General features: G+C 64.2%; 31 protein-coding genes and 1 pseudogene. All 32 read left to right on the top strand.

Annotation, left to right across the window (positions count from 1 at the left end):
- Positions 1–122 (top strand): annotated as a pseudogene (gene tuf, locus QT386_RS20100) (elongation factor Tu); the annotation flags it as partial.
- Between the two features lie 134 nt (positions 123–256).
- Positions 257–574 (top strand): 30S ribosomal protein S10, encoded by a 318-nt coding sequence (rpsJ, locus tag QT386_RS20095; RefSeq protein ID WP_104229931.1) that lies wholly within the window; start codon positions 257–259, stop codon positions 572–574.
- A gap of 12 nt (positions 575–586) precedes the next feature.
- Positions 587–1225, top strand: coding sequence for a 50S ribosomal protein L3 (gene rplC / locus QT386_RS20090; protein WP_289275535.1), 639 nt, complete (start codon positions 587–589; stop codon positions 1223–1225).
- Between the two features lie 22 nt (positions 1226–1247).
- Positions 1248–1853 carry a 50S ribosomal protein L4 gene (gene rplD, locus QT386_RS20085; protein WP_289275534.1) on the top strand — a complete coding sequence of 202 codons (606 nt, stop codon included), beginning with the start codon at positions 1248–1250 and terminating at the stop codon, positions 1851–1853.
- A complete protein-coding gene (rplW, locus tag QT386_RS20080) occupies positions 1850–2155 on the top strand; it encodes a 50S ribosomal protein L23 (RefSeq protein ID WP_289275533.1) in 306 nt (101 codons plus the stop codon). The genes rplD and rplW overlap by 4 nt, the downstream gene beginning before the upstream one ends.
- 14 nt (positions 2156–2169) lie before the next feature.
- Entirely contained in the window at positions 2170–3003 is an 834-nt protein-coding gene (rplB, locus tag QT386_RS20075; RefSeq protein WP_289275532.1) for a 50S ribosomal protein L2, read from the top strand.
- A gap of 12 nt (positions 3004–3015) precedes the next feature.
- Complete coding sequence (gene rpsS / locus QT386_RS20070) at positions 3016–3288, top strand: 30S ribosomal protein S19 (protein ID WP_289275531.1); 273 nt, start codon at positions 3016–3018, stop codon at positions 3286–3288.
- Between the two features lie 12 nt (positions 3289–3300).
- Positions 3301–3633, top strand: coding sequence for a 50S ribosomal protein L22 (gene rplV, locus QT386_RS20065; RefSeq protein WP_117293481.1), 333 nt, complete (start codon positions 3301–3303; stop codon positions 3631–3633).
- A 10-nt stretch (positions 3634–3643) separates the two neighbouring features.
- Complete coding sequence (rpsC, locus tag QT386_RS20060; protein WP_289275530.1) at positions 3644–4327, top strand: 30S ribosomal protein S3; 684 nt, start codon at positions 3644–3646, stop codon at positions 4325–4327.
- A gap of 19 nt (positions 4328–4346) precedes the next feature.
- Positions 4347–4760 carry a 50S ribosomal protein L16 gene (gene rplP, locus QT386_RS20055; protein ID WP_104229923.1) on the top strand — a complete coding sequence of 138 codons (414 nt, stop codon included), beginning with the start codon at positions 4347–4349 and terminating at the stop codon, positions 4758–4760.
- Positions 4760–4960, top strand: coding sequence for a 50S ribosomal protein L29 (gene rpmC / locus QT386_RS20050; RefSeq protein WP_289275529.1), 201 nt, complete (start codon positions 4760–4762; stop codon positions 4958–4960). Before rplP ends, rpmC begins: the two co-directional genes overlap by 1 nt.
- Positions 4961–4963: 3 nt before the next feature.
- On the top strand, positions 4964–5236 hold the full coding sequence (rpsQ, locus tag QT386_RS20045; protein ID WP_289275528.1) for a 30S ribosomal protein S17: 273 nt from the start codon (positions 4964–4966) through the stop codon (positions 5234–5236).
- A 3-nt stretch (positions 5237–5239) separates the two neighbouring features.
- A complete protein-coding gene (gene rplN / locus QT386_RS20040; protein WP_104229920.1) occupies positions 5240–5605 on the top strand; it encodes a 50S ribosomal protein L14 in 366 nt (121 codons plus the stop codon).
- Positions 5606–5617: 12 nt separating this feature from the next.
- Positions 5618–5932 (top strand): 50S ribosomal protein L24, encoded by a 315-nt coding sequence (gene rplX, locus QT386_RS20035; RefSeq protein ID WP_104229919.1) that lies wholly within the window; start codon positions 5618–5620, stop codon positions 5930–5932.
- A gap of 12 nt (positions 5933–5944) precedes the next feature.
- Positions 5945–6484, top strand: coding sequence for a 50S ribosomal protein L5 (gene rplE, locus QT386_RS20030; RefSeq protein WP_289275527.1), 540 nt, complete (start codon positions 5945–5947; stop codon positions 6482–6484).
- A 9-nt stretch (positions 6485–6493) separates the two neighbouring features.
- Positions 6494–6799: a 30S ribosomal protein S14 gene (rpsN, locus tag QT386_RS20025; protein ID WP_289275526.1), complete on the top strand. Its 306-nt coding sequence runs from the start codon at positions 6494–6496 to the stop codon at positions 6797–6799.
- A gap of 12 nt (positions 6800–6811) precedes the next feature.
- On the top strand, positions 6812–7207 hold the full coding sequence (gene rpsH, locus QT386_RS20020; RefSeq protein WP_289275525.1) for a 30S ribosomal protein S8: 396 nt from the start codon (positions 6812–6814) through the stop codon (positions 7205–7207).
- 11 nt (positions 7208–7218) lie between these two features.
- A complete protein-coding gene (rplF, locus tag QT386_RS20015) occupies positions 7219–7749 on the top strand; it encodes a 50S ribosomal protein L6 (protein WP_289275524.1) in 531 nt (176 codons plus the stop codon).
- Positions 7750–7772: 23 nt separating this feature from the next.
- On the top strand, positions 7773–8129 hold the full coding sequence (rplR, locus tag QT386_RS20010) for a 50S ribosomal protein L18 (RefSeq protein WP_289275523.1): 357 nt from the start codon (positions 7773–7775) through the stop codon (positions 8127–8129).
- A 3-nt stretch (positions 8130–8132) separates the two neighbouring features.
- Entirely contained in the window at positions 8133–8648 is a 516-nt protein-coding gene (rpsE, locus tag QT386_RS20005) for a 30S ribosomal protein S5 (RefSeq protein ID WP_367401471.1), read from the top strand.
- A gap of 6 nt (positions 8649–8654) precedes the next feature.
- Positions 8655–8840 (top strand): 50S ribosomal protein L30, encoded by a 186-nt coding sequence (rpmD, locus tag QT386_RS20000; RefSeq protein WP_289275522.1) that lies wholly within the window; start codon positions 8655–8657, stop codon positions 8838–8840.
- Between the two features lie 3 nt (positions 8841–8843).
- Positions 8844–9278 carry a 50S ribosomal protein L15 gene (gene rplO / locus QT386_RS19995; protein WP_289275521.1) on the top strand — a complete coding sequence of 145 codons (435 nt, stop codon included), beginning with the start codon at positions 8844–8846 and terminating at the stop codon, positions 9276–9278.
- A gap of 26 nt (positions 9279–9304) precedes the next feature.
- Positions 9305–10648 carry a preprotein translocase subunit SecY gene (gene secY, locus QT386_RS19990; protein WP_289275520.1) on the top strand — a complete coding sequence of 448 codons (1344 nt, stop codon included), beginning with the start codon at positions 9305–9307 and terminating at the stop codon, positions 10646–10648.
- A 25-nt stretch (positions 10649–10673) separates the two neighbouring features.
- The gene (gene rpmJ / locus QT386_RS19985; RefSeq protein ID WP_104229910.1) at positions 10674–10787 is read left to right on the top strand and encodes a 50S ribosomal protein L36; all 114 of its coding nucleotides are present in this window, start codon (positions 10674–10676) and stop codon (positions 10785–10787) included.
- A gap of 76 nt (positions 10788–10863) precedes the next feature.
- Positions 10864–11235 carry a 30S ribosomal protein S13 gene (gene rpsM, locus QT386_RS19980; protein WP_289275519.1) on the top strand — a complete coding sequence of 124 codons (372 nt, stop codon included), beginning with the start codon at positions 10864–10866 and terminating at the stop codon, positions 11233–11235.
- A gap of 18 nt (positions 11236–11253) precedes the next feature.
- Positions 11254–11652, top strand: coding sequence for a 30S ribosomal protein S11 (gene rpsK / locus QT386_RS19975; protein ID WP_104229908.1), 399 nt, complete (start codon positions 11254–11256; stop codon positions 11650–11652).
- Positions 11653–11673: 21 nt separating this feature from the next.
- Positions 11674–12294, top strand: a complete 621-nt coding sequence (gene rpsD / locus QT386_RS19970) for a 30S ribosomal protein S4 (protein ID WP_289275518.1) — start codon at positions 11674–11676, stop codon at positions 12292–12294.
- A 34-nt stretch (positions 12295–12328) separates the two neighbouring features.
- Positions 12329–13309 (top strand): DNA-directed RNA polymerase subunit alpha, encoded by a 981-nt coding sequence (rpoA, locus tag QT386_RS19965; protein WP_289275517.1) that lies wholly within the window; start codon positions 12329–12331, stop codon positions 13307–13309.
- Between the two features lie 24 nt (positions 13310–13333).
- Complete coding sequence (gene rplQ / locus QT386_RS19960) at positions 13334–13729, top strand: 50S ribosomal protein L17 (protein WP_289275516.1); 396 nt, start codon at positions 13334–13336, stop codon at positions 13727–13729.
- Between the two features lie 98 nt (positions 13730–13827).
- Positions 13828–14727, top strand: coding sequence for an EamA family transporter (locus tag QT386_RS19955; RefSeq protein WP_289275515.1), 900 nt, complete (start codon positions 13828–13830; stop codon positions 14725–14727).
- Between the two features lie 47 nt (positions 14728–14774).
- The gene (locus QT386_RS19950) at positions 14775–16385 is read left to right on the top strand and encodes a peptide ABC transporter substrate-binding protein (protein WP_289275514.1); all 1611 of its coding nucleotides are present in this window, start codon (positions 14775–14777) and stop codon (positions 16383–16385) included.
- Between the two features lies 1 nt (position 16386).
- Complete coding sequence (gene oppB / locus QT386_RS19945) at positions 16387–17310, top strand: oligopeptide ABC transporter permease OppB (protein WP_289275513.1); 924 nt, start codon at positions 16387–16389, stop codon at positions 17308–17310.
- Positions 17311–17429 lie beyond the last annotated feature (119 nt).

Below are 17429 nucleotides of genomic sequence, written 5' to 3'. Positions count from 1 at the left end.
ACAACGTGCAGATGCTGGTTGAGCTGATCAACCCGATCGCCATGGAAGAGGGTGTTCGCTTCGCCATTCGCGAGGGCGGTCGTACCGTCGGCGCCGGCGTCGTCACCAAGATCCTGGCCTAAGAGTACCGGGCAGGGGCCTGGGGGCGAACAGCCCCCCGGCCCCTAGCCTTTTGAAAAGCTGTTTACTTTTCCGGGTGGCCCGAATATAATTCGCGCCCCTTTTGTTCCACGTTCTTTAAGACCTGAGACCAAGCATGGCCGCGACCAGCCAATCTATTCGCATCCGGCTCAAGGCTTTCGATCATCGCCTGATCGACAAGTCTGCGCGCGAGATCGTCGAAACGGCAAAGCGCACCGGCGCCGTCGTGCGCGGGCCCATCCCGCTGCCGACCCGCAAGGAACGCTTCACTGTCCTCGCCTCCCCGCACGTCGACAAGAGCGCGCGTGACCAGTACGAGATCCGCACCCACAAGCGGCTCATGCAGATCATCGACCCCACGGAGAAGACCGTGGACGCGCTGTCGAAGCTCGACCTGCCTGCGGGCGTCGAAGTCCAGATCTCGCTGAACTAAGGAGATACGGACATGACGATTGCAATTGTAGGACGCAAGGCGGGCATGACCCGCGTGTTCACCCCGGATGGTACGTCCATCCCGGTGACGGTGATCGAGTGCACGCCCAATCGCGTGACTCAGGTCAAGACCCTGGAAACCGACGGCTATCGCGCCGTGCAGGTTGCCGTGGGTGAGCAGAAGGCCAGCCGCGTGACCAAGGCGCTGACCGGCATCTATAAGAAGGCCGGCGTGGCTCCGGGTCGTGGTCTCTGGGAAATTCGTCTGGACGACGGCGAAGGTGCCGACTTCCAGATGGGTTCGGAAATCAGCGTGAACGTGTTCGACGGCGTCAAGGCCGTTGATGTCACGGGCACCAGCATCGGCAAGGGTTTTGCCGGTGTCATCAAGCGCCACGGCTTCGGCGGTGGTCGCGCGACGCACGGTAACTCGCTCTCCCACCGCTCGCCGGGTTCTATCGGCCAGCGTCAGAGTCCGGGCCGTGTGTTCAAAGGCAAGAAGATGGCCGGTCACATGGGCAATGAACGTGTGACGGCTCTCAACCTCGATCTGGTGAAGATCGATTTGGAACGCAACCTCCTGCTGGTCAAGGGGGCTGTGCCGGGCGCTGCGAATGGCGATGTCATCGTGCGCCCCACGGTGAAGGCATAAGGCCCACTGGGGAAAAACGGCTATGGATATTCAACTGCATAATAGCGCCAACAAAATCTCCGTTTCCGACGCCGTCTTCGGCGCCGAGTACAACGAAGGCCTGATCCACCAGGTCGTGACCGCCTACATGGCGGCCGGCCGCGCGGGCACCAAGGCTCAGCTTGCCAAGGGCGAAGTCTCTGGCGGCGGCAAGAAGCCCTGGAAGCAGAAGGGTTCGGGCCGCGCCCGTGCCGGCTCGATCCGCTCGCCCCTGTGGCGTGGCGGCGGCAAGACCTTCGCGGCGGTGCCGCGTGATCACTCGCAGAAGGTCAACCGCAAGATGTATCGCGGCGCCCTGCGCTCGATCATCGCCGAGCTGGCCCGCCAGGGTCACCTGGTGGTCGCCGAGTCCTTCACCGTCGACGCGATCAAGACCAAGGGTCTGGTTGCTCAGCTCGAGCAGCTGGGCACCCAGGACATCCTGATCGTCACCGGCGAGCTGGACAAGAACCTGTTCCTTTCCTCGCGCAACCTGCACACCGTGGCGGTCTGCGACGTCGAAGCCCTCAACCCCGTCTCGCTGCTGCGCCACCAGAAGGTGCTGCTGACGGCTGACGCCGTGAAGAAGCTGGAGGCTTGGCTGCAATGAACGTCGAGCGCATGCATCAGATCATCCTCGCGCCGGTGATCTCCGAAAAGGCGACCCGCGTCGCCGAAAAGCGCAACCAGGCCGTCTTCAAGGTCCTCCGCGATGCCGAGAAGTCGGAAATCCGCGAAGCGGTCGAGAAGCTGTTCAATGTCAAGGTGACGGGCGTGCAGACGCTGGTCATCAAGGGCAAGAACAAGCGCTTCGGTCAGTTCACCGGTCGCCGTTCGGACTGGAAAAAAGCCTACGTCACGCTCGCCGAAGGTCAGCAGATTGACTTCGTCGGCAGCAACGCCGCCGCCTAACGGGACGCAGAGACATGCCAACCATTCAGATGAAGCCCACCTCCGCGGGCCGTCGCCACCAGGTCAAGGTGGTCACGCCGGGCTTGTGGAAGGGCGAGCCGTATGCTCCGTTGATCGAAAAGAAGAGCTCGACCGGCGGCCGCAACAACAACGGCCACATGACCACCCGCCACAAGGGCGGCGGTCACAAGCAGGCGTATCGCGTGATCGACTTCAAGCGCACCAAGGACGGCATCCCCGCCAAGGTCGAGCGCGTTGAATACGATCCGAACCGCAGCGCGCACATCGCCCTGCTGTGCTACGCCGATGGCGAGCGCGCCTACATCATTGCTCCTCGCGGCCTGGCGGCCGGCGACACCGTCCAGTCCGGCAGCGATGCCGCGATCAAGCCGGGCAACGCCCTGCCGCTGCGCAACATCCCGGCCGGCTCCACCGTGTGCTGCGTCGAGATGCGCCCGGGCAAGGGTGCGCAGATCGCCCGCTCCGCCGGCGCCTCCGTGCAGCTGGTGTCCCGCGACGGCGAGTACGCCACGATCCGCCTGCGTTCCGGCGAAATGCGCAAGGTGCCGTCCGAGTGCCGCGCCACCGTCGGTGAAGTCGGCAACAACGAGCACAACCTGCGCCAGTACGGCAAGGCCGGTGCCAAGCGCTGGAAGGGCATCCGCCCGACCGTCCGCGGCGTCGTGATGAACCCGGTCGACCACCCGCACGGTGGTGGCGAAGGCAAGTCCGGCCAGGGTAACCCGCACCCGGTCACGCCCTGGGGTCAGCAGACCAAAGGCCTCAAGACCCGCAATAACAAGCGCACGCAGAAGTTCATCGTGCGTAGCCGTCACAAGAAGAAGTAACCAGGATCCGTCATGGCACGTTCTCTTAAGAAAGGCCCGTTCATCGATCACCACCTGCTCGCGAAGGTCGCGAAGGTGCAGGGTGAGCGCGTCAAGAAGCCGATCAAGACCTGGTCGCGTCGTTCGATGATCTCGCCGGACATGATCGGCCTGACCATCCAGGTCCACAACGGCAAGCAGCATATGCCGGTGTTCGTCACCGACAACATGATCGGCCACAAGTTGGGCGAATTTGCCCCGACCCGGACGTTCAAGGGTCATGGCGACAAGAAAGCTGGCGGCTAAGGAAGCACGATCATGCAAACGCAAGCCGTACTGAAATTCGTCCGCCTCTCGCCGCAGAAGGCCCGTGCCGTCGCCGACCTGGTGCGCGGCAAGAAGGTCGATGAGGCTCTGAACATCCTCAAGTTCAACACGCGCAAGTCGTCGCGTCTGATCCGCAAGGTGCTCGAGTCCGCCATCGCCAACGCCGAGAACAACCATGGCGCCGACGTGGACGAGCTGAAGCTGCAGGCCATCTTCATCGACGAGGGTCCGGTGCTCAAGCGCATCATGCCCCGCGCCAAGGGCCGTGCCGATCGTATCGTCAAGCCGACGAGCCACATCACCATCCGCGTGACGGACGAGTAAGAGAGCACTCATGGGTCACAAAGTTAATCCCAACGGTTTCCGCCTTGGCATCACCACCAAGTGGGTGTCGAACTGGTACGCCGAGCGCAAGACCTACGGCGAGAACCTGCTGAAGGACATCCAGGTCCGCGACTTCCTCAAGAAGAAGCTGGCCCAGGCCTCCGTATCGAAGATCCAGATCGACCGCCCGGCGAAGTCTGCCCGCGTCACGATCCACACCGCCCGCCCTGGCATCGTCATCGGCAAGAAGGGCGAGGACATCGAGAAGCTGAAGCAGGAAGTTGCCGGCATCATGGGCCTGAAGGCTGATGCCGTGCATATCTCGGTCGAGGAAATCCGCAAGCCGGAACTCGACGCGAAGCTGATCGCCGAATCGGTGGCCCAGCAGCTTGAGCGCCGCATCATGTTCCGCCGCGCCATGAAGCGCGCCGTGCAGAACGCCATGCGCATCGGCGCCGGCGGCATCAAGATCCAGGTCAGCGGCCGTCTGAACGGCGCCGAGATTGCCCGCGTCGAGTGGTACCGCGAGGGCCGGGTGCCGCTGCACACGCTCCGCGCGAACATCGACTATTCGACCGCGGAAGCCCGGACCACCTACGGCATCATCGGTGTCAAGGTGTGGGTGTTCACTGGCGAGGTGTTTGACGCCCGCGCCGACAAGAAGGAAGAAGCCGCGGAAGCGGCTGCTGCCTAAGGATTAGGAGAAGACTGCCATGATGCAGCCAAAACGCACCAAGTACCGCAAGCAGCAGAAGGGTCGCAACCGCGGCCTCGCGCTCAACGGCAACAAGGTCAGCTTCGGCGAGTTCGGCCTGAAGACGACCGAGCACGGCATGATCACCGCCCGCCAGATCGAAGCGGCCCGCCGCGTCATCTCCCGCTACGTCAAGCGTGGCGGCAAGGTGTGGATCCGGATCTTCCCGGATGCGCCGGTGACCAAGAAGCCGCTGGAAGTCCGAATGGGCTCCGGTAAGGGCAACGTCGAGTACTGGGTTGCCAAGGTGCAGCCCGGCAAGATGCTGTACGAAATGGAAGGCGTCGACGAAGCGACCGCCCGCGAGGCCTTCCGCCTCGCCGGCACCAAGCTCTGCGTCAAGACTGTCTTCGTCAACCGGACGATCATGTAATGAAAGCCCAGGAATATCTGAAGTCTCTCCGCGCCAAGGGCGCGAACGAGCTCAAAGAGGAGCTGTTGGCCCTGCGCAAGGAGCAGTTCAACCTGCGCATGCAGAAGGCCATCGGCCAGCAGAACCAGTCCCACCTGATCACGATCGCTCGCAAGAAGGTCGCCCAGGTCAAGACGCTGATGCGTCAGCAGGTGAAGTAAGTCATGACCGACCAGACCCAGACCGAGAACAAGGGCCACCGCGTGGTCGGCCGCGTCGTCAGCAACAAGGGCGACAAGACCATCACCGTGCTGGTGGAGCGCATCGAGCGCCACCCGCTGTACGGCAAGACCCTGCGCCGCTCCACCAAGCTGCGCGCCCACGACGAGCAGAACGTCTGCAAGGAAGGCGACCTGGTCGCCATCGTCGAGACGCGCCCGCTGTCCGCGACCAAGCGCTTCCGCCTGGTCGAAGTGCTGCAGACCGCCGGAGCCTAAGCCATGATCCAGCAGGAATCTTTCCTCGTCGCCGCCGACAACTCCGGTGCGCGCACGGTGCAGGTGATCCAGGTCAAGGGTTCGACCTACCGCCGCTACGCCGGCGTGGGCGACCTGATCAAGGTCACGGTCAAGGACGCGATCCCCCGCGGCAAGGTCAAGAAGGGCGAAGTGCACGACGCCGTCGTCGTCCGCACCCGCTTCCCGATCAAGCGCGCCGACGGTTCGGTGATCCGTTTCGACACCAACGCTGCCGTTCTGCTGAACAACAAGAACGAGCCGCTGGGCACCCGCATCTTCGGGCCGGTGACGCGCGAACTGCGCGACCGGTTCATGAAGATCGTGTCGCTGGCGCCGGAAGTGCTGTAAGGGGCTGATGAAATGAGCAAGATTCGCAAGGGCGACGAAGTCGTCGTCATCACCGGCAAGGACAAGGGTCGCCGCGGCAAGGTCGAGCAGGTGCTCGTCGCCGAGGGCAAGCTCGTCGTCGAAGGCATCAACGTTGCCAAGAAGCACCAGCGCGGCAACCCGCAGGCTGGCGTGGCGGGCGGCATCGTCGAGAAGGCCATGCCGATCGAGGCGTCCAACGTGATGCTGTGGAACGCCAAGGCCGGCAAGGGTGACCGCGTCGGCTACAAGACGGAAGGCGACCGCAAGGTCCGTGTTTTCAAGTCCAACCAGGAACTGGTGGATTAATAGGCCGCAACCATGACTGCCACTCTGCAAACCCAGTACCGCGAGAAGCTCGCTCCCGAGATCGCCCAGAAGCTTGGCCTCGGTGCGATGGAAGTTCCGCGCATCTCCAAGATCGTCCTGAACATGGGCGTTGGTGAAGCCGCCAGCGATCGCAAGATCATCGAGACCGCGGTCGCCGAAATGACCGCCATCGCCGGCCAGAAGCCGGTGGTGACCCGCTCGCGCATCGCCATCGCCGGTTTCAAGATCCGCGAGAACATGCCGGTGGGCGTCACGGTCACCCTGCGCAGCGAGAAGATGTACGAATTCCTGGAGCGCCTGATCACCGTCGCCCTGCCGCGTATCCGCGACTTCCGCGGCATCTCGGCACGTGGCTTCGATGGCCGAGGCAATTTCAACTTCGGCATCACCGAACAGGGCATCTTCCCGGAAATCGAGTTCGACAAGATCGACGCGACCCGCGGCATGAACATCACCATCACCACGACGGCGAAGAACGATGAGCAGGGCAAGGCACTGCTCGACGCGTTCAACTTCCCGTTCCGCAAGTAAGAGAACGTCATGGCCAAGACCAGCATGATCGAGCGCGAAATCAAGCGCGCCAAGCTGAACGCGCAGCACGGCAAGAAGCGTGCGAAGCTCAAGGAGTTGATCTCCAGCGTCAATGCCTCTCCCGAGGACAAGGATGCTGCCGTGATCGCCCTGCAGAAGCTGCCGCGCGATTCCTCCAAGACCCGTCAGCGCAACCGCTGCAAGCTCACGGGCCGCACCCGTGGCGTGTACCGCAAGTTCGGCCTGACGCGTCACAAGCTGCGTGAAGCGGCGATGCGCGGCGAAGTGCCGGGCCTGAAGCTGGCCAGCTGGTAAGAGGTTGAACCCATGAGCATGACCGATCCCATCGCCGACTTCCTGACCCGCATCCGTAACGGCCAGGCGGCGCACAAAAAGCAGATTTCCTCGCCGTCGTCCAAGGTCAAGGAAGCGATCGCCGCCGTCCTCAAGGACGAAGGCTACATCGCCGACTACCAGGTCACCGCCGAAGGCAGCAAGAAGACCATCACCGTCGCCCTGAAGTACTTCCAGGGCAAGCCGGTGATCGAGCGCATCGAGCGCATCTCCAAGCCGGCCCTGCGCGTCTACAAGGCCAAGGACGAGCTGCCGAAGGTTCTCGGCGGTCTCGGTGTCGCCATCATCTCCACCCCCAGCGGCGTCGTCAGCGACCGCAAGGCCCGCGCCGCCGGTCAGGGTGGCGAGGTGATCTGCATCGTCGCCTAAGGAATACGAACATGTCCCGCGTCGCTAAAATGCCGGTAAAGCTCCCGGCCGGTATCCAGGTCACGGCAGCTGCCGGCCTGCTCACCGTCAAGGGTGCCAAGAGCAGCCTGTCCATCAATGTCCCGAAGGCCGTCGAGATCGACGTCCAGGGCGATACCGTCACCGTGAAGTCGGAGTCGATCCAGGCCGACAACATGCAGGCGGGCACCTTCCGCGCCCTGCTGAACAACGCCGTCATCGGCGTCAGCAAGGGCTACGAGAAGAAGCTGCAGCTGGTCGGCGTCGGTTACCGCGCCGCCTCTGCCGGCAAGGTCGTGAACCTGTCGCTGGGCTTCTCTCACCCGGTCGCCTACCCGATTCCCGAGGGCATCACGGTGGAAACGCCGACCCAGACGGAAATCATCATCAAGGGCGCCGACAAGAAGATGGTTGGCCAGGTGGCCGCCGACATCCGCGGCTTCCGTCCGCCTGAGCCTTACAAGGGCAAGGGTGTGCGGTACTCGACCGAAAAGGTCGTCCTCAAGGAAGCCAAGAAGAAGTAAGGCCTGGCTGAACAGAGATCGTCATGAAAGACAAGAACCAAATCCGCCTGCGCCGCGCACGTCGCACCCGCTCCCACATCCGCGAGCTGGGCGTGCCCCGCCTGACCATCCACCGCACGCCGCGGCACATCTACGCGCAGATCATCGCTGCCGGTGTGGCCGAGACCGTGGTGTCCGCTTCCACCGTCGAGAAGGAGCTGGCCTCCGCTTTGGAGGGCACCGGCAACGTCGAGGCCGCCAAGAAGGTTGGCGCCACGATCGCCGAGCGCGCCAAGGCCAAGGGCATCAGCAAGGTCGCCTTCGACCGTTCCGGTTTCAAGTATCACGGCCGCGTCAAGGCGCTGGCCGATGCCGCGCGCGAAGCCGGCCTGGAGTTCTAAGACATGGCACAGCACATGAACTACGACGATTCCCAGTCGGGCAGCGATTTCAAGGAGAAGCTGGTTGCAGTCAACCGCGTCTCCAAGACGGTCAAGGGCGGCAAGCAGTTCGCCTTCACCGCGCTGACTGTGGTCGGCGACGGCAATGGCCGCGTCGGCTTCGGCTACGGCAAGGCCCGCGAAGTGCCGGCTGCCATCGCCAAGGCGATGGACCAGGCCCGCAAGAACATGATCACCGTCTCGCTGCGCGGCCTGACCGTGCAGCATGAGATCCGTGGCCAGCACGGCGCCGCCAAGGTGTTCCTGCGCCCGGCCTCCGACGGTACCGGCGTGATCGCTGGCGGCGCCATGCGCGCCGTGTTCGAGGTTGCCGGCGTGCAGAACATCCTGGCCAAGGCCCTGGGTTCGCGCAATCCGATCAACCTGGTGCGCGCCACGATGGACGCGCTGCAGAAGATGAACGTTCCGTCCGACATTGCCGCCAAGCGTGGCAAGACGGTCGAAGAGATCCTGGGTTAATACGCCATGGCCAAGAAGCTCAAAGTCACGCTGATCGTCAGCCTCGCCAAGAAGTTGGCGATGCACAAGAACAACGCCAACGGCCTGGGCCTGCGCAAGCTGCACCGCTCGGTCGTGGTCGACGCTACTCCGGAAAACCTGGGCATGATCAACAAGTCTTCCCACATGTTCCGCGTGGAAGAGGTCAACTAAGCCATGAAACTCAACTCCATCAAGCCGACCAAGGGCGCCAAGACCGCCAAGAAGCGTGTTGCTCGTGGCATTGGTTCTGGCCTGGGCAAGACCGCCGGTCGCGGCCACAAGGGCCAGCACGCCCGTTCGGGTGGCTACAACAAGCTGGGCTTCGAGGGCGGCCAGATGCCGATCCAGCGTCGCCTGCCCAAGCGCGGCTTCAACTCCCCGCTGGCTGGCCTGACCGCTGAAGTGCGCCTGTCCGAGCTGAACAAGCTCGACGAGACCGAGATCGACCTGGCCGTGCTGAAGGCCAAGAACGTGGTCGACGCCAATGCGCAGACCGCCAAGGTCATCAAGTCGGGCGAGTTGACTCGCGCCGTCACGCTCAAGGGCATCCTGGTCACCAAGGGTGCGCGCGAAGCGATCACGGCGGCCGGCGGAAGCATCGGCGAGTAATTCCGGTAACGGACTAGAAAGACACCATGGCGAAAGCACCAGGCATGCCGGCGGGATCGATGGTCCCGGACCTCTCCAAGATTGGGGAAGTCCGCAGCCGTCTGCTGTTCCTGCTGGGCGCCATCATTGTGTTCCGCATCGGTAGCTACATCCCGGTGCCGGGCATTGATCCCGCCCAGCTGACGGCGCTGTTCAATCAGTCCAAGGGCACCATCTTGGACATGTTCAACATGTTCTCAGGCGGTTCGCTCGAGCGCCTGTCGATCTTTGCCCTGGGTGTGATGCCGTATATCTCGGCATCTATCATCGTGCAGCTGATGGCCGCCGTCGTTCCCCAGCTCAAGGAGCTGAAGAAGGAAGGCGAGGCCGGCCGTCGCACGATCACCAAGTACACCCGCTACGGCACTCTGGTCCTGGCGCTGTTCCAGTCGGTCGGTGCCGCCATCGCGCTGCAGAAGTCGGGCGTGGCGATCAACGCCGGCTTCGGTTTCCTGTTCACGGCGACGGTATCCCTGGTGACCGGCACGATGTTCCTGATGTGGCTCGGCGAGCAGATTACCGAGCGCGGCATCGGCAACGGCATCTCGATGCTGATCTTCGCCGGCATCGTCGCGGGCTTCCCGCGGGCCATGGCGTCTACCGCCCAGCTGGTCAGCGAGGGCTCCATCAGCGGCTTCATCGTCCTGCTGGTCCTGGTGGCCGTGGTCGTGGTGACCTGGTTCGTGGTCTACGTGGAGCGCGCCCAGCGCCGCATCCCGGTGCACCATGCTCGCCGCCAGCAGGGTCGCAAGGTGTTTGCTGCCCAGACCCAGCATTTGCCGCTGAAGCTGAACATGTCGGGCGTGATCCCGCCGATCTTCGCCTCCTCCCTGATCCTGTTCCCGGCCTCGCTGGTGCAGTTCTTCGGCGACGATGCCCAGGGCGGCTTCCTGCAGCAGGTGGCCAATGCGCTGTCGCCGGGCCAGCCGCTGTATACACTGCTCTACGGCCTGCTGATCATCTTCTTCTGCTTCTTCTATACCGCGCTGGTGTTCGATTCCCGCGAAACGGCCGAGAATCTGAAGAAGTCCGGCGCCTTCATTCCCGGCGTGCGTCCGGGTGTGATGACGGCCAAGTACATCGACACCGTGCTGACCCGCCTGACGGTCGCCGGCGCCGCGTACATCCTGGCGGTCTGCCTGTTCCCCGAGATCCTGCGTGGCTTCGTTCCCGGCATCCCGTTCTACTTCGGCGGCACCTCGCTGCTGATCACCGTGGTTGTGGTGATGGACTTCATGGCGCAGCTGCAGGCGCACCTGATGTCCCACCAGTACGAAGGCCTGATGAAAAAGGCCAATCTGAAGTCCCTGGGTCCGTCGTCGGCACGCTGATCCGGCAAATTTTGAGAGTCAAATCATGAAAGTCCGCGCTTCGGTCAAGAAAATCTGCCGCAACTGCAAGGTCGTACGCCGTAACGGCGTCGTCCGCATCCTGTGCTCGGACCCCCGGCACAAGCAGCGCCAAGGTTGATTTTTTCGGATAAATATCAGTAAAATCGCGCCCTTTTTCGCGCTATCGGCATAAAGTTGTACTAGGAGTTTCGCGTATGGCACGTATCGCGGGTGTCAACATCCCGGATAGGAAGCACACCGTCATCGCCCTCAGGGCGATCTACGGCATCGGCAAGACCCGCTCGCAGAAGATCTGCGTGGCTGCGGGTATTGATCCCACTGTGCAGATTCGCACGCTGACCGAGGGCGAGCTGGACAAGCTGCGCGCCGAGGTGGGCAAGTACATCGTGGAAGGCGACCTGCGCCGCGAAGTGTCGATGAGCATCAAGCGCCTGATCGACCTGGGTTGCTACCGCGGCACGCGTCACCGCCGTGGCCTGCCGGTCCGTGGCCAGCGCACCCGCACCAACGCCCGTACCCGCAAGGGTCCGCGCCGCGGCACGGTTGCGATGAAGAAGACCACCTGATAGCGCCCGGAACCTGATATGGCTACCCAGAACAACGCTGCCGCCGCCAAGCGCAAGAAGGTCAAGAAGAACGTGACCGATGCCGTGGCTCACATCCACGCCTCGTTCAATAACACGATCATCCTGATCACCGATCGTCAGGGCAATGCGATTTCCTGGAGCACGGCGGGCGCCGCCGGCTTCAAGGGCTCGCGCAAGTCCACCCCGTTCGCCGCCCAGGTCGCCGCCGACAAGGCTGCGCAGGCTGCCGCCGAACACGGCGTGAAGAACGTCGAAGTGCTGGTGAAGGGCCCCGGCCCCGGTCGCGAGTCCGCCGTGCGTGCACTGAACGCCGCTGGCTTCAAGATCGTCAACATCACCGACGTGACCCCGATTCCGCACAACGGTTGCCGCGCGCCCAAGCGCCGCCGCGTGTAAGCCGCTCCCGGAGATTACCTCATGGCTCGTTATATTGGCCCCAAGTGCAAGCTTTCCCGCCGCGCCGGCACCGACCTGCTGCTGAAGTCGCGTGCCCGCTCGCTGGACAGCAAGTGCAAGATCGAAACCCGCCCGGGTCAGCACGGCGCTGTCAAGCCGCGCCTGTCCGACTACGCTCTGCAGCTGCGTGAAAAGCAGAAGCTGAAGCAGATGTACGGCGTGCTCGAGAAGCAGTTCCGCAACTACTACCTCAAGGCGTCCTCCAAGAAGGGCTCCACCGGCCTGATGCTCCTGCAGATGCTGGAGTGCCGCCTGGACAACGTCGTGTATCGCATGGGCTTCGGCCGCACGCGTTCCGAGTCGCGCCAGCTGGTCAGCCACAAGGCTGTGCTGGTCAACGGCAAGTCGGTCAACATCCCGTCCTACCAGGTTCAGGTGGGCGACGTGGTCGAGATCCGCGAGAAGTCGCGCAGCCAGGGCCGCGTGGCCGAGTCGCTGTCGATCGCCTCTCAGGCCGGCATGCCGGACTGGATCGACGTCGACGAGAAGGGCCTGAAGGGCACCTTCAAGGCTGTGCCGACGCGCGACCAGATCGTGCCGGACATCAACGAGCAGCTCGTCGTCGAGTTGTACTCCAAGTAATTCACCGGCCGCATAAGCCGAGGAAGTATCCCGCATGCAGAATGTGATTGCCGACCTGCTGAAGCCGCGCCTGATCGAGGTGGAAGCCGTTTCCGCCCATCGTGCGCGCGTCACCCTCGAACCGATGGAGCGCGGCTTCGGCCACACGCTGGGCAATGCCCTGCGCCGCATCCTGCTGTCGTCCATCCCCGGTGCCGCCATCACGGAAGTGCAGATCGACGGCGTCGTTCACGAGTACAGCGCGGTCGAGGGCGTCCAGGAGGACGTCATCGACATCCTGCTGAACATCAAGAACATCGCGATCCGCATGCACGCCCGTGAAGAAGCCACCCTGCGCCTCGAGAAGTCGGGCAAGGGCGCCATCACCGCCGGCGACATCCAGCTGGACCACGACGTCGAGATCGTCAACCCGGAACTGGTGCTCGCGCACCTGACCGGGGGCAAGCTGAACATGACCCTCAAGGTCACCCGCGGTCGCGGCTACGTGCCGGCGGCCAGCGTGGTGCGCGATGAGGAAACCCGCGGCATCGGCGTTCTGAAGCTGGATGCCAGCTACAGCCCGGTGCGTCGCGTCAGCTATGCCGTGGAGCGCGCCCGTGTTGCCCAGCGCACCGACCTCGACAAGCTGATCCTGGACGTGGACACCAACGGTGGCATCGATGCCGCCGAGGCCGTGCGCCTGTCGGCTCGCATCCTGCGTGACCAGCTGGCCGTGTTCGTCGACCTGGAAGCCGAGGCCGCCCAGGCTGCCGCCGCCCCGGGCAAGAAGGACCTGTCGCCGATCCTGTTCCGCCCGATCGACGATCTGGAACTCACCGTGCGTTCGGCCAACTGCCTGAAGGCCGAGAACGTCTACTACATCGGCGATCTGGTGCAGCGCACCGAGATGGAGCTGATGAAGACGCCGAATCTGGGCAAGAAGTCGCTGAACGAGATCAAGGAAGCGCTGAAGGCGCACGACCTCGAGCTGGGAATGAAGCTCGACAACTGGTCGTCGCCCAAGACGCCCGCCTGAAGAAGCATTTAAAGGATAAGTACCATGCGTCACGGAATGTCTGGCCGCGCGTTCGGCCGTAGCCCCAGCCACCGCAAGGCCACGATGCAGGCCATCACGGTTGCGCTGATCAAGAATGAACTGATCAAGACCACGGTCCCCAAGGCGAAGGAACTGCGCCGCGTGGCCGAGCCGCTGATCACCCGCGCCAAGGCCGATACCCTGGCCAACCGTCGCGTGGTGTTCTCACGCCTGCGTGATCGCGATGCAGTCACCAAGCTGTTCAACGAGATCGGCCCGCGCTACGCCAAGCGCCCGGGTGGCTATCTGCGAATTCTCCGTTGCGGCTTCCGCGCCGGTGACGACGCCCCGATGGCCTATGTCGAGCTTGTCGACCGTCCGCGCGGTGAAGCTGCCCCGGCCGAGGCTCCTGCCGCCTAAAGCTGTCCAAGTCAGTTCATGACTTCATAAAGGGCGCCCTGGGGCGCCCTTTGTCGTTCCGGGGCGCCGTCAGGTCGTTGGAGGTTATTCTCGTGACCATGTCCCGCAATTCCGCCGTCGCCCTGGCCCTGGCCACGGTCTATCTCGTCTGGGGCTCCACCTATCTGGCGATCCGGGTTGGCGTGCGCGACCTGCCGCCCTTCCTGTTCGCCGGGAGCCGTTTCCTGGGGGCTGGCCTGCTGATGCTGCTGTGGGCCTGGATCCGTGGCCAGAAGCTGCCGACCCGTTGGCAGGACTATCGCAGCATCGGCCTGGCGGCCGTGACCATGTTGGTGCTGGGCAATGGCCTGGTGACCTGGGCCGAGCAGTGGGTGGAGTCCAACCAGGCGGCCCTGATCGTGGCCACCAGCGCGCTGTGGATCTCCTGGTTCGGCACCTTTGGGGCCCGGGGCGAGCCGATCGGACGCAGTGCCATCGTCGGGCTCGCCGTGGGCTTTCTCGGCGTGGCGGTGCTGGTGGGCGGCAGCCTGCAGCTGCGTGCCGCGCCGCCGCTGGGCTACGCAGCGCTACTGGGGGCCTCCATGGCCTGGGGCGTGGGGTCGGTCTACCTGCGGCGCCACCCGCCGGACTGCAGCGCATGGGCGGGCGCCGCCATGCAGATGCTGATCGCCGGTAGCCTGATGGCCGGCATCGGCCTGGCCTCCGGCGAGCTGCCGCGCTGGCACATGACGCCGTCGGCGGCATGGATGCTGCTGTATTTGATGCTGTTCGGGTCCTGTGTCGCCTACGGCGCCTACTTCTGGCTGGTGCAGCAGGTGACGCCGGCGGTGCTCGGCACCTATGCTTACGTCAACCCTGCGGTCGCGGTGGTGCTGGGCTGGGCCCTGGTGGGCGAGCGCCTGTCGCCAACGCAGTGGCTGGGCACGGGCGTGATCCTGGCCGGCGTGGTGCTGGTGACCCTGGCCTCGCGCAGGCCCAAGGCCGCCAGCCCGGTGTGATGTGATTATTTAGCGAATAAAAGTAGAAAATAGAACATAAGTACACTATGTCTCCGATCTCCCCTCGCAAGTGCTTGAGTCGCGGCCTGGCCTGCCTGGCCCTGCTGCTGGCCGGGCCGTTGCAGGCGGCGGGGCCGGCAGGCAACGTGCTGCGCATCGGCAACGGTGCGGAGCCGCAGACCCTGGATCCGCACAAGACCGAGACCGTGGACGGCTCGCGCATCGTGCGCGATCTCTGCGAGGGCCTGACCACCGTGTCCCCCACCGGACAGACCGTGCCCGGCGCGGCGGAGCGCTGGGAGATCAGCCCGGACGGCCTGGAGTACATCTTCTTCCTGCGTCCGACCGCGCGCTGGTCCAATGGCGACCCGGTGGTGGCGGAGGACTTCGTCGCCGGCCTGCGCCGCGCTGCGGATCCGAAGACCGGCTCTTCCTATGCGCAGATGCTGGAGCCGCTGATCAACGGACCGGAGGTGGTCACCGGCAAGAAGCCGCCGGACGCCCTCGGGGTGGAGGCGGTGGACGACCACACCCTGCTGCTGCGCCTGCGCGGGCCCACGCCCTACCTGCTGGGCATGCTGTCGCACACCACCACTTTCCCGATCCACCGTCCCAGCCTGAAGAAGTTCGGCGATCAGTTCGCGCGGCCCGGCAACATGGTCTGCAACGGCGCCTACCTGCTGGACCAGTGGGTGGTGCAGTCGCACGTACGGATCAAGCGCAACCGTTACTACTGGAACAACGCCAGGACCTCGATCGACACGGTGGTGTTCTACTCCACCGAGGATGTGAACTCGGAGCTGAAGGCCTACCGCGCCGGCGACCTGGACTGGGCAACGGGCTATCCGGCGGTGCTGACCCCCTGGATCCGCCAGAACCTGAAGGGCGAGCTGAAGATGGCGCCGTACCTCGGCATCTCCTACTTCGGCTACAACGTCACCCGGCCGCCGTTCAGGGACAACATCAAGCTGCGCCAGGCCCTGAGCCTGGCCATAGACCGCGACGTGATCGTGGACAAGGTGCTCTACACCCTGTCGATCCCGGCCTACGGCTGGATTCCGCCAGGTACCGAGGGTGTCACGCCGCAGACGCCGGAATGGGCGAAGTGGCCCCAGGCGCAGCGCCTGGCGCTGGCACGCAAGCTCTATGCCGAGGCCGGCTACTCCGAGGACAACCCGGCCGAAGTGGAAATCCGCTACAACACCAGCGAGAACAACAAGCGCATGGCCGTGGTCGTGGCGGCGATGTGGAAGCAGTGGCTCGGCGTTAAGAGCACGCTGGCCAACGAGGAATGGAAGGTCTTCCTCAACACCCGCAAGCTCAAGAAGAAGACCCAGGTGTTCCGCTCGGCCTGGATCGGCGACTACAACGATGCCACCACCTTCCTGGACATCATGCACAGCACCCACGGCCAGAACGATACCGGCTGGGGCAACCCGCGCTACGACGCGCTGCTGGCACAGGCCTCGGCCGAGACCGACGCGGGCCGCCGCCGCGCGATGCTGGAGGAGGCCGAGCGGATCCTGCTGTCGGAGCTGCCGTACATCCCGCTGACCTTCTACGTCTCCAAGAACCTGGTGAAACCCTGGGTCAAGCAGTGGCAGGACAACATCCTGGACTACCACTACTCCAAGGACATGCGGATCGAGGGCCACTGAGATGCTGCGATTCGCCATGCGTCGCCTGCTGGCCTCGATCCCCACCTTGCTGGTGCTGATCACGCTGGCCTTCTTCATGATGCGCCTGGCGCCGGGCGGCCCCTTCGACAAGGAGCGGTCGCTGCTGCCGGAGATCGAGGCAGCGATCAATTCGGCCTATCACCTCGACGAGCCGCTGTGGCAGCAATACCTGCGCTACATGGGCGGCCTGCTGCAGGGCGACCTCGGGCCTTCGTTCCAGTACGCCGGCTTCTCCGTCAGCGAGCTGATCGCCCAGGGCTTCCCGGTGTCGCTGGCCATCGGCCTGTCGAGCATGGTGCTGGCACTGCTGGTCGGCGGCGCCGCGGGCATCTGGGCGGCCATGCGGCAGAACCGCCTCGGCGACTGGTCGGTCATGACGCTGTCGATGGCCGGCATCTCGCTGCCGAGCTACGTCATCGCCCCGCTGATGATCCTGCTGTTCGCAGTGACCCTGCACTGGCTGCCGGCCGGCGGTTGGGAGCAGGGGCGCTACCTGGACATGCTGATGCCGGTTCTGGCGCTGGCGCTGCCGCAGATCGCCTACATCGCGCGCCTGATGCGCGGCTCCATGATCGAGGTGCTGCGCTCCAACTTCATCCGCACCGCCCGCGCCAAGGGCCTGCCGGAGCGTCGCGTGATCCTGCGCCACGCCCTCAAGCCGGCGATGATGCCGATCCTGTCCTTCCTGGGCCCCACGGCCGCGGGCGTCATCACCGGCTCGGTGGTGATCGAGCAGATCTTCGGCATCCCCGGGCTCGGCCGCTACTTCGTGCAGGCCGCGATCAACCGCGACTACACCCTGGTGCTGGGCGTGGTGATCTTCTACGGCCTGCTGATCGTGCTGTTCAACTTCCTGGTCGACCTGCTCTATGGCGCGCTCGATCCGCGGGTGAGGGTGGAATGAGCTCAACCCTACTCACTATTGGCACGCGCAGGGGGCGCTCATTCCTGCGCCGACTCACGACGCCAGGATCCCCATGCTTCGCAGGCGATGGCCTGCTTCAGGCTGACATTGAGTCAGCC

The sequence above is a fragment of the Solimonas sp. SE-A11 genome (assembly GCF_030345715.1).
GTDB lineage: Bacteria > Pseudomonadota > Gammaproteobacteria > Nevskiales > Nevskiaceae > Solimonas_A.
The sequence above is the reverse complement of the archived record's forward strand: the minus strand, read 5'-3'. Positions and strand labels throughout refer to the sequence as shown.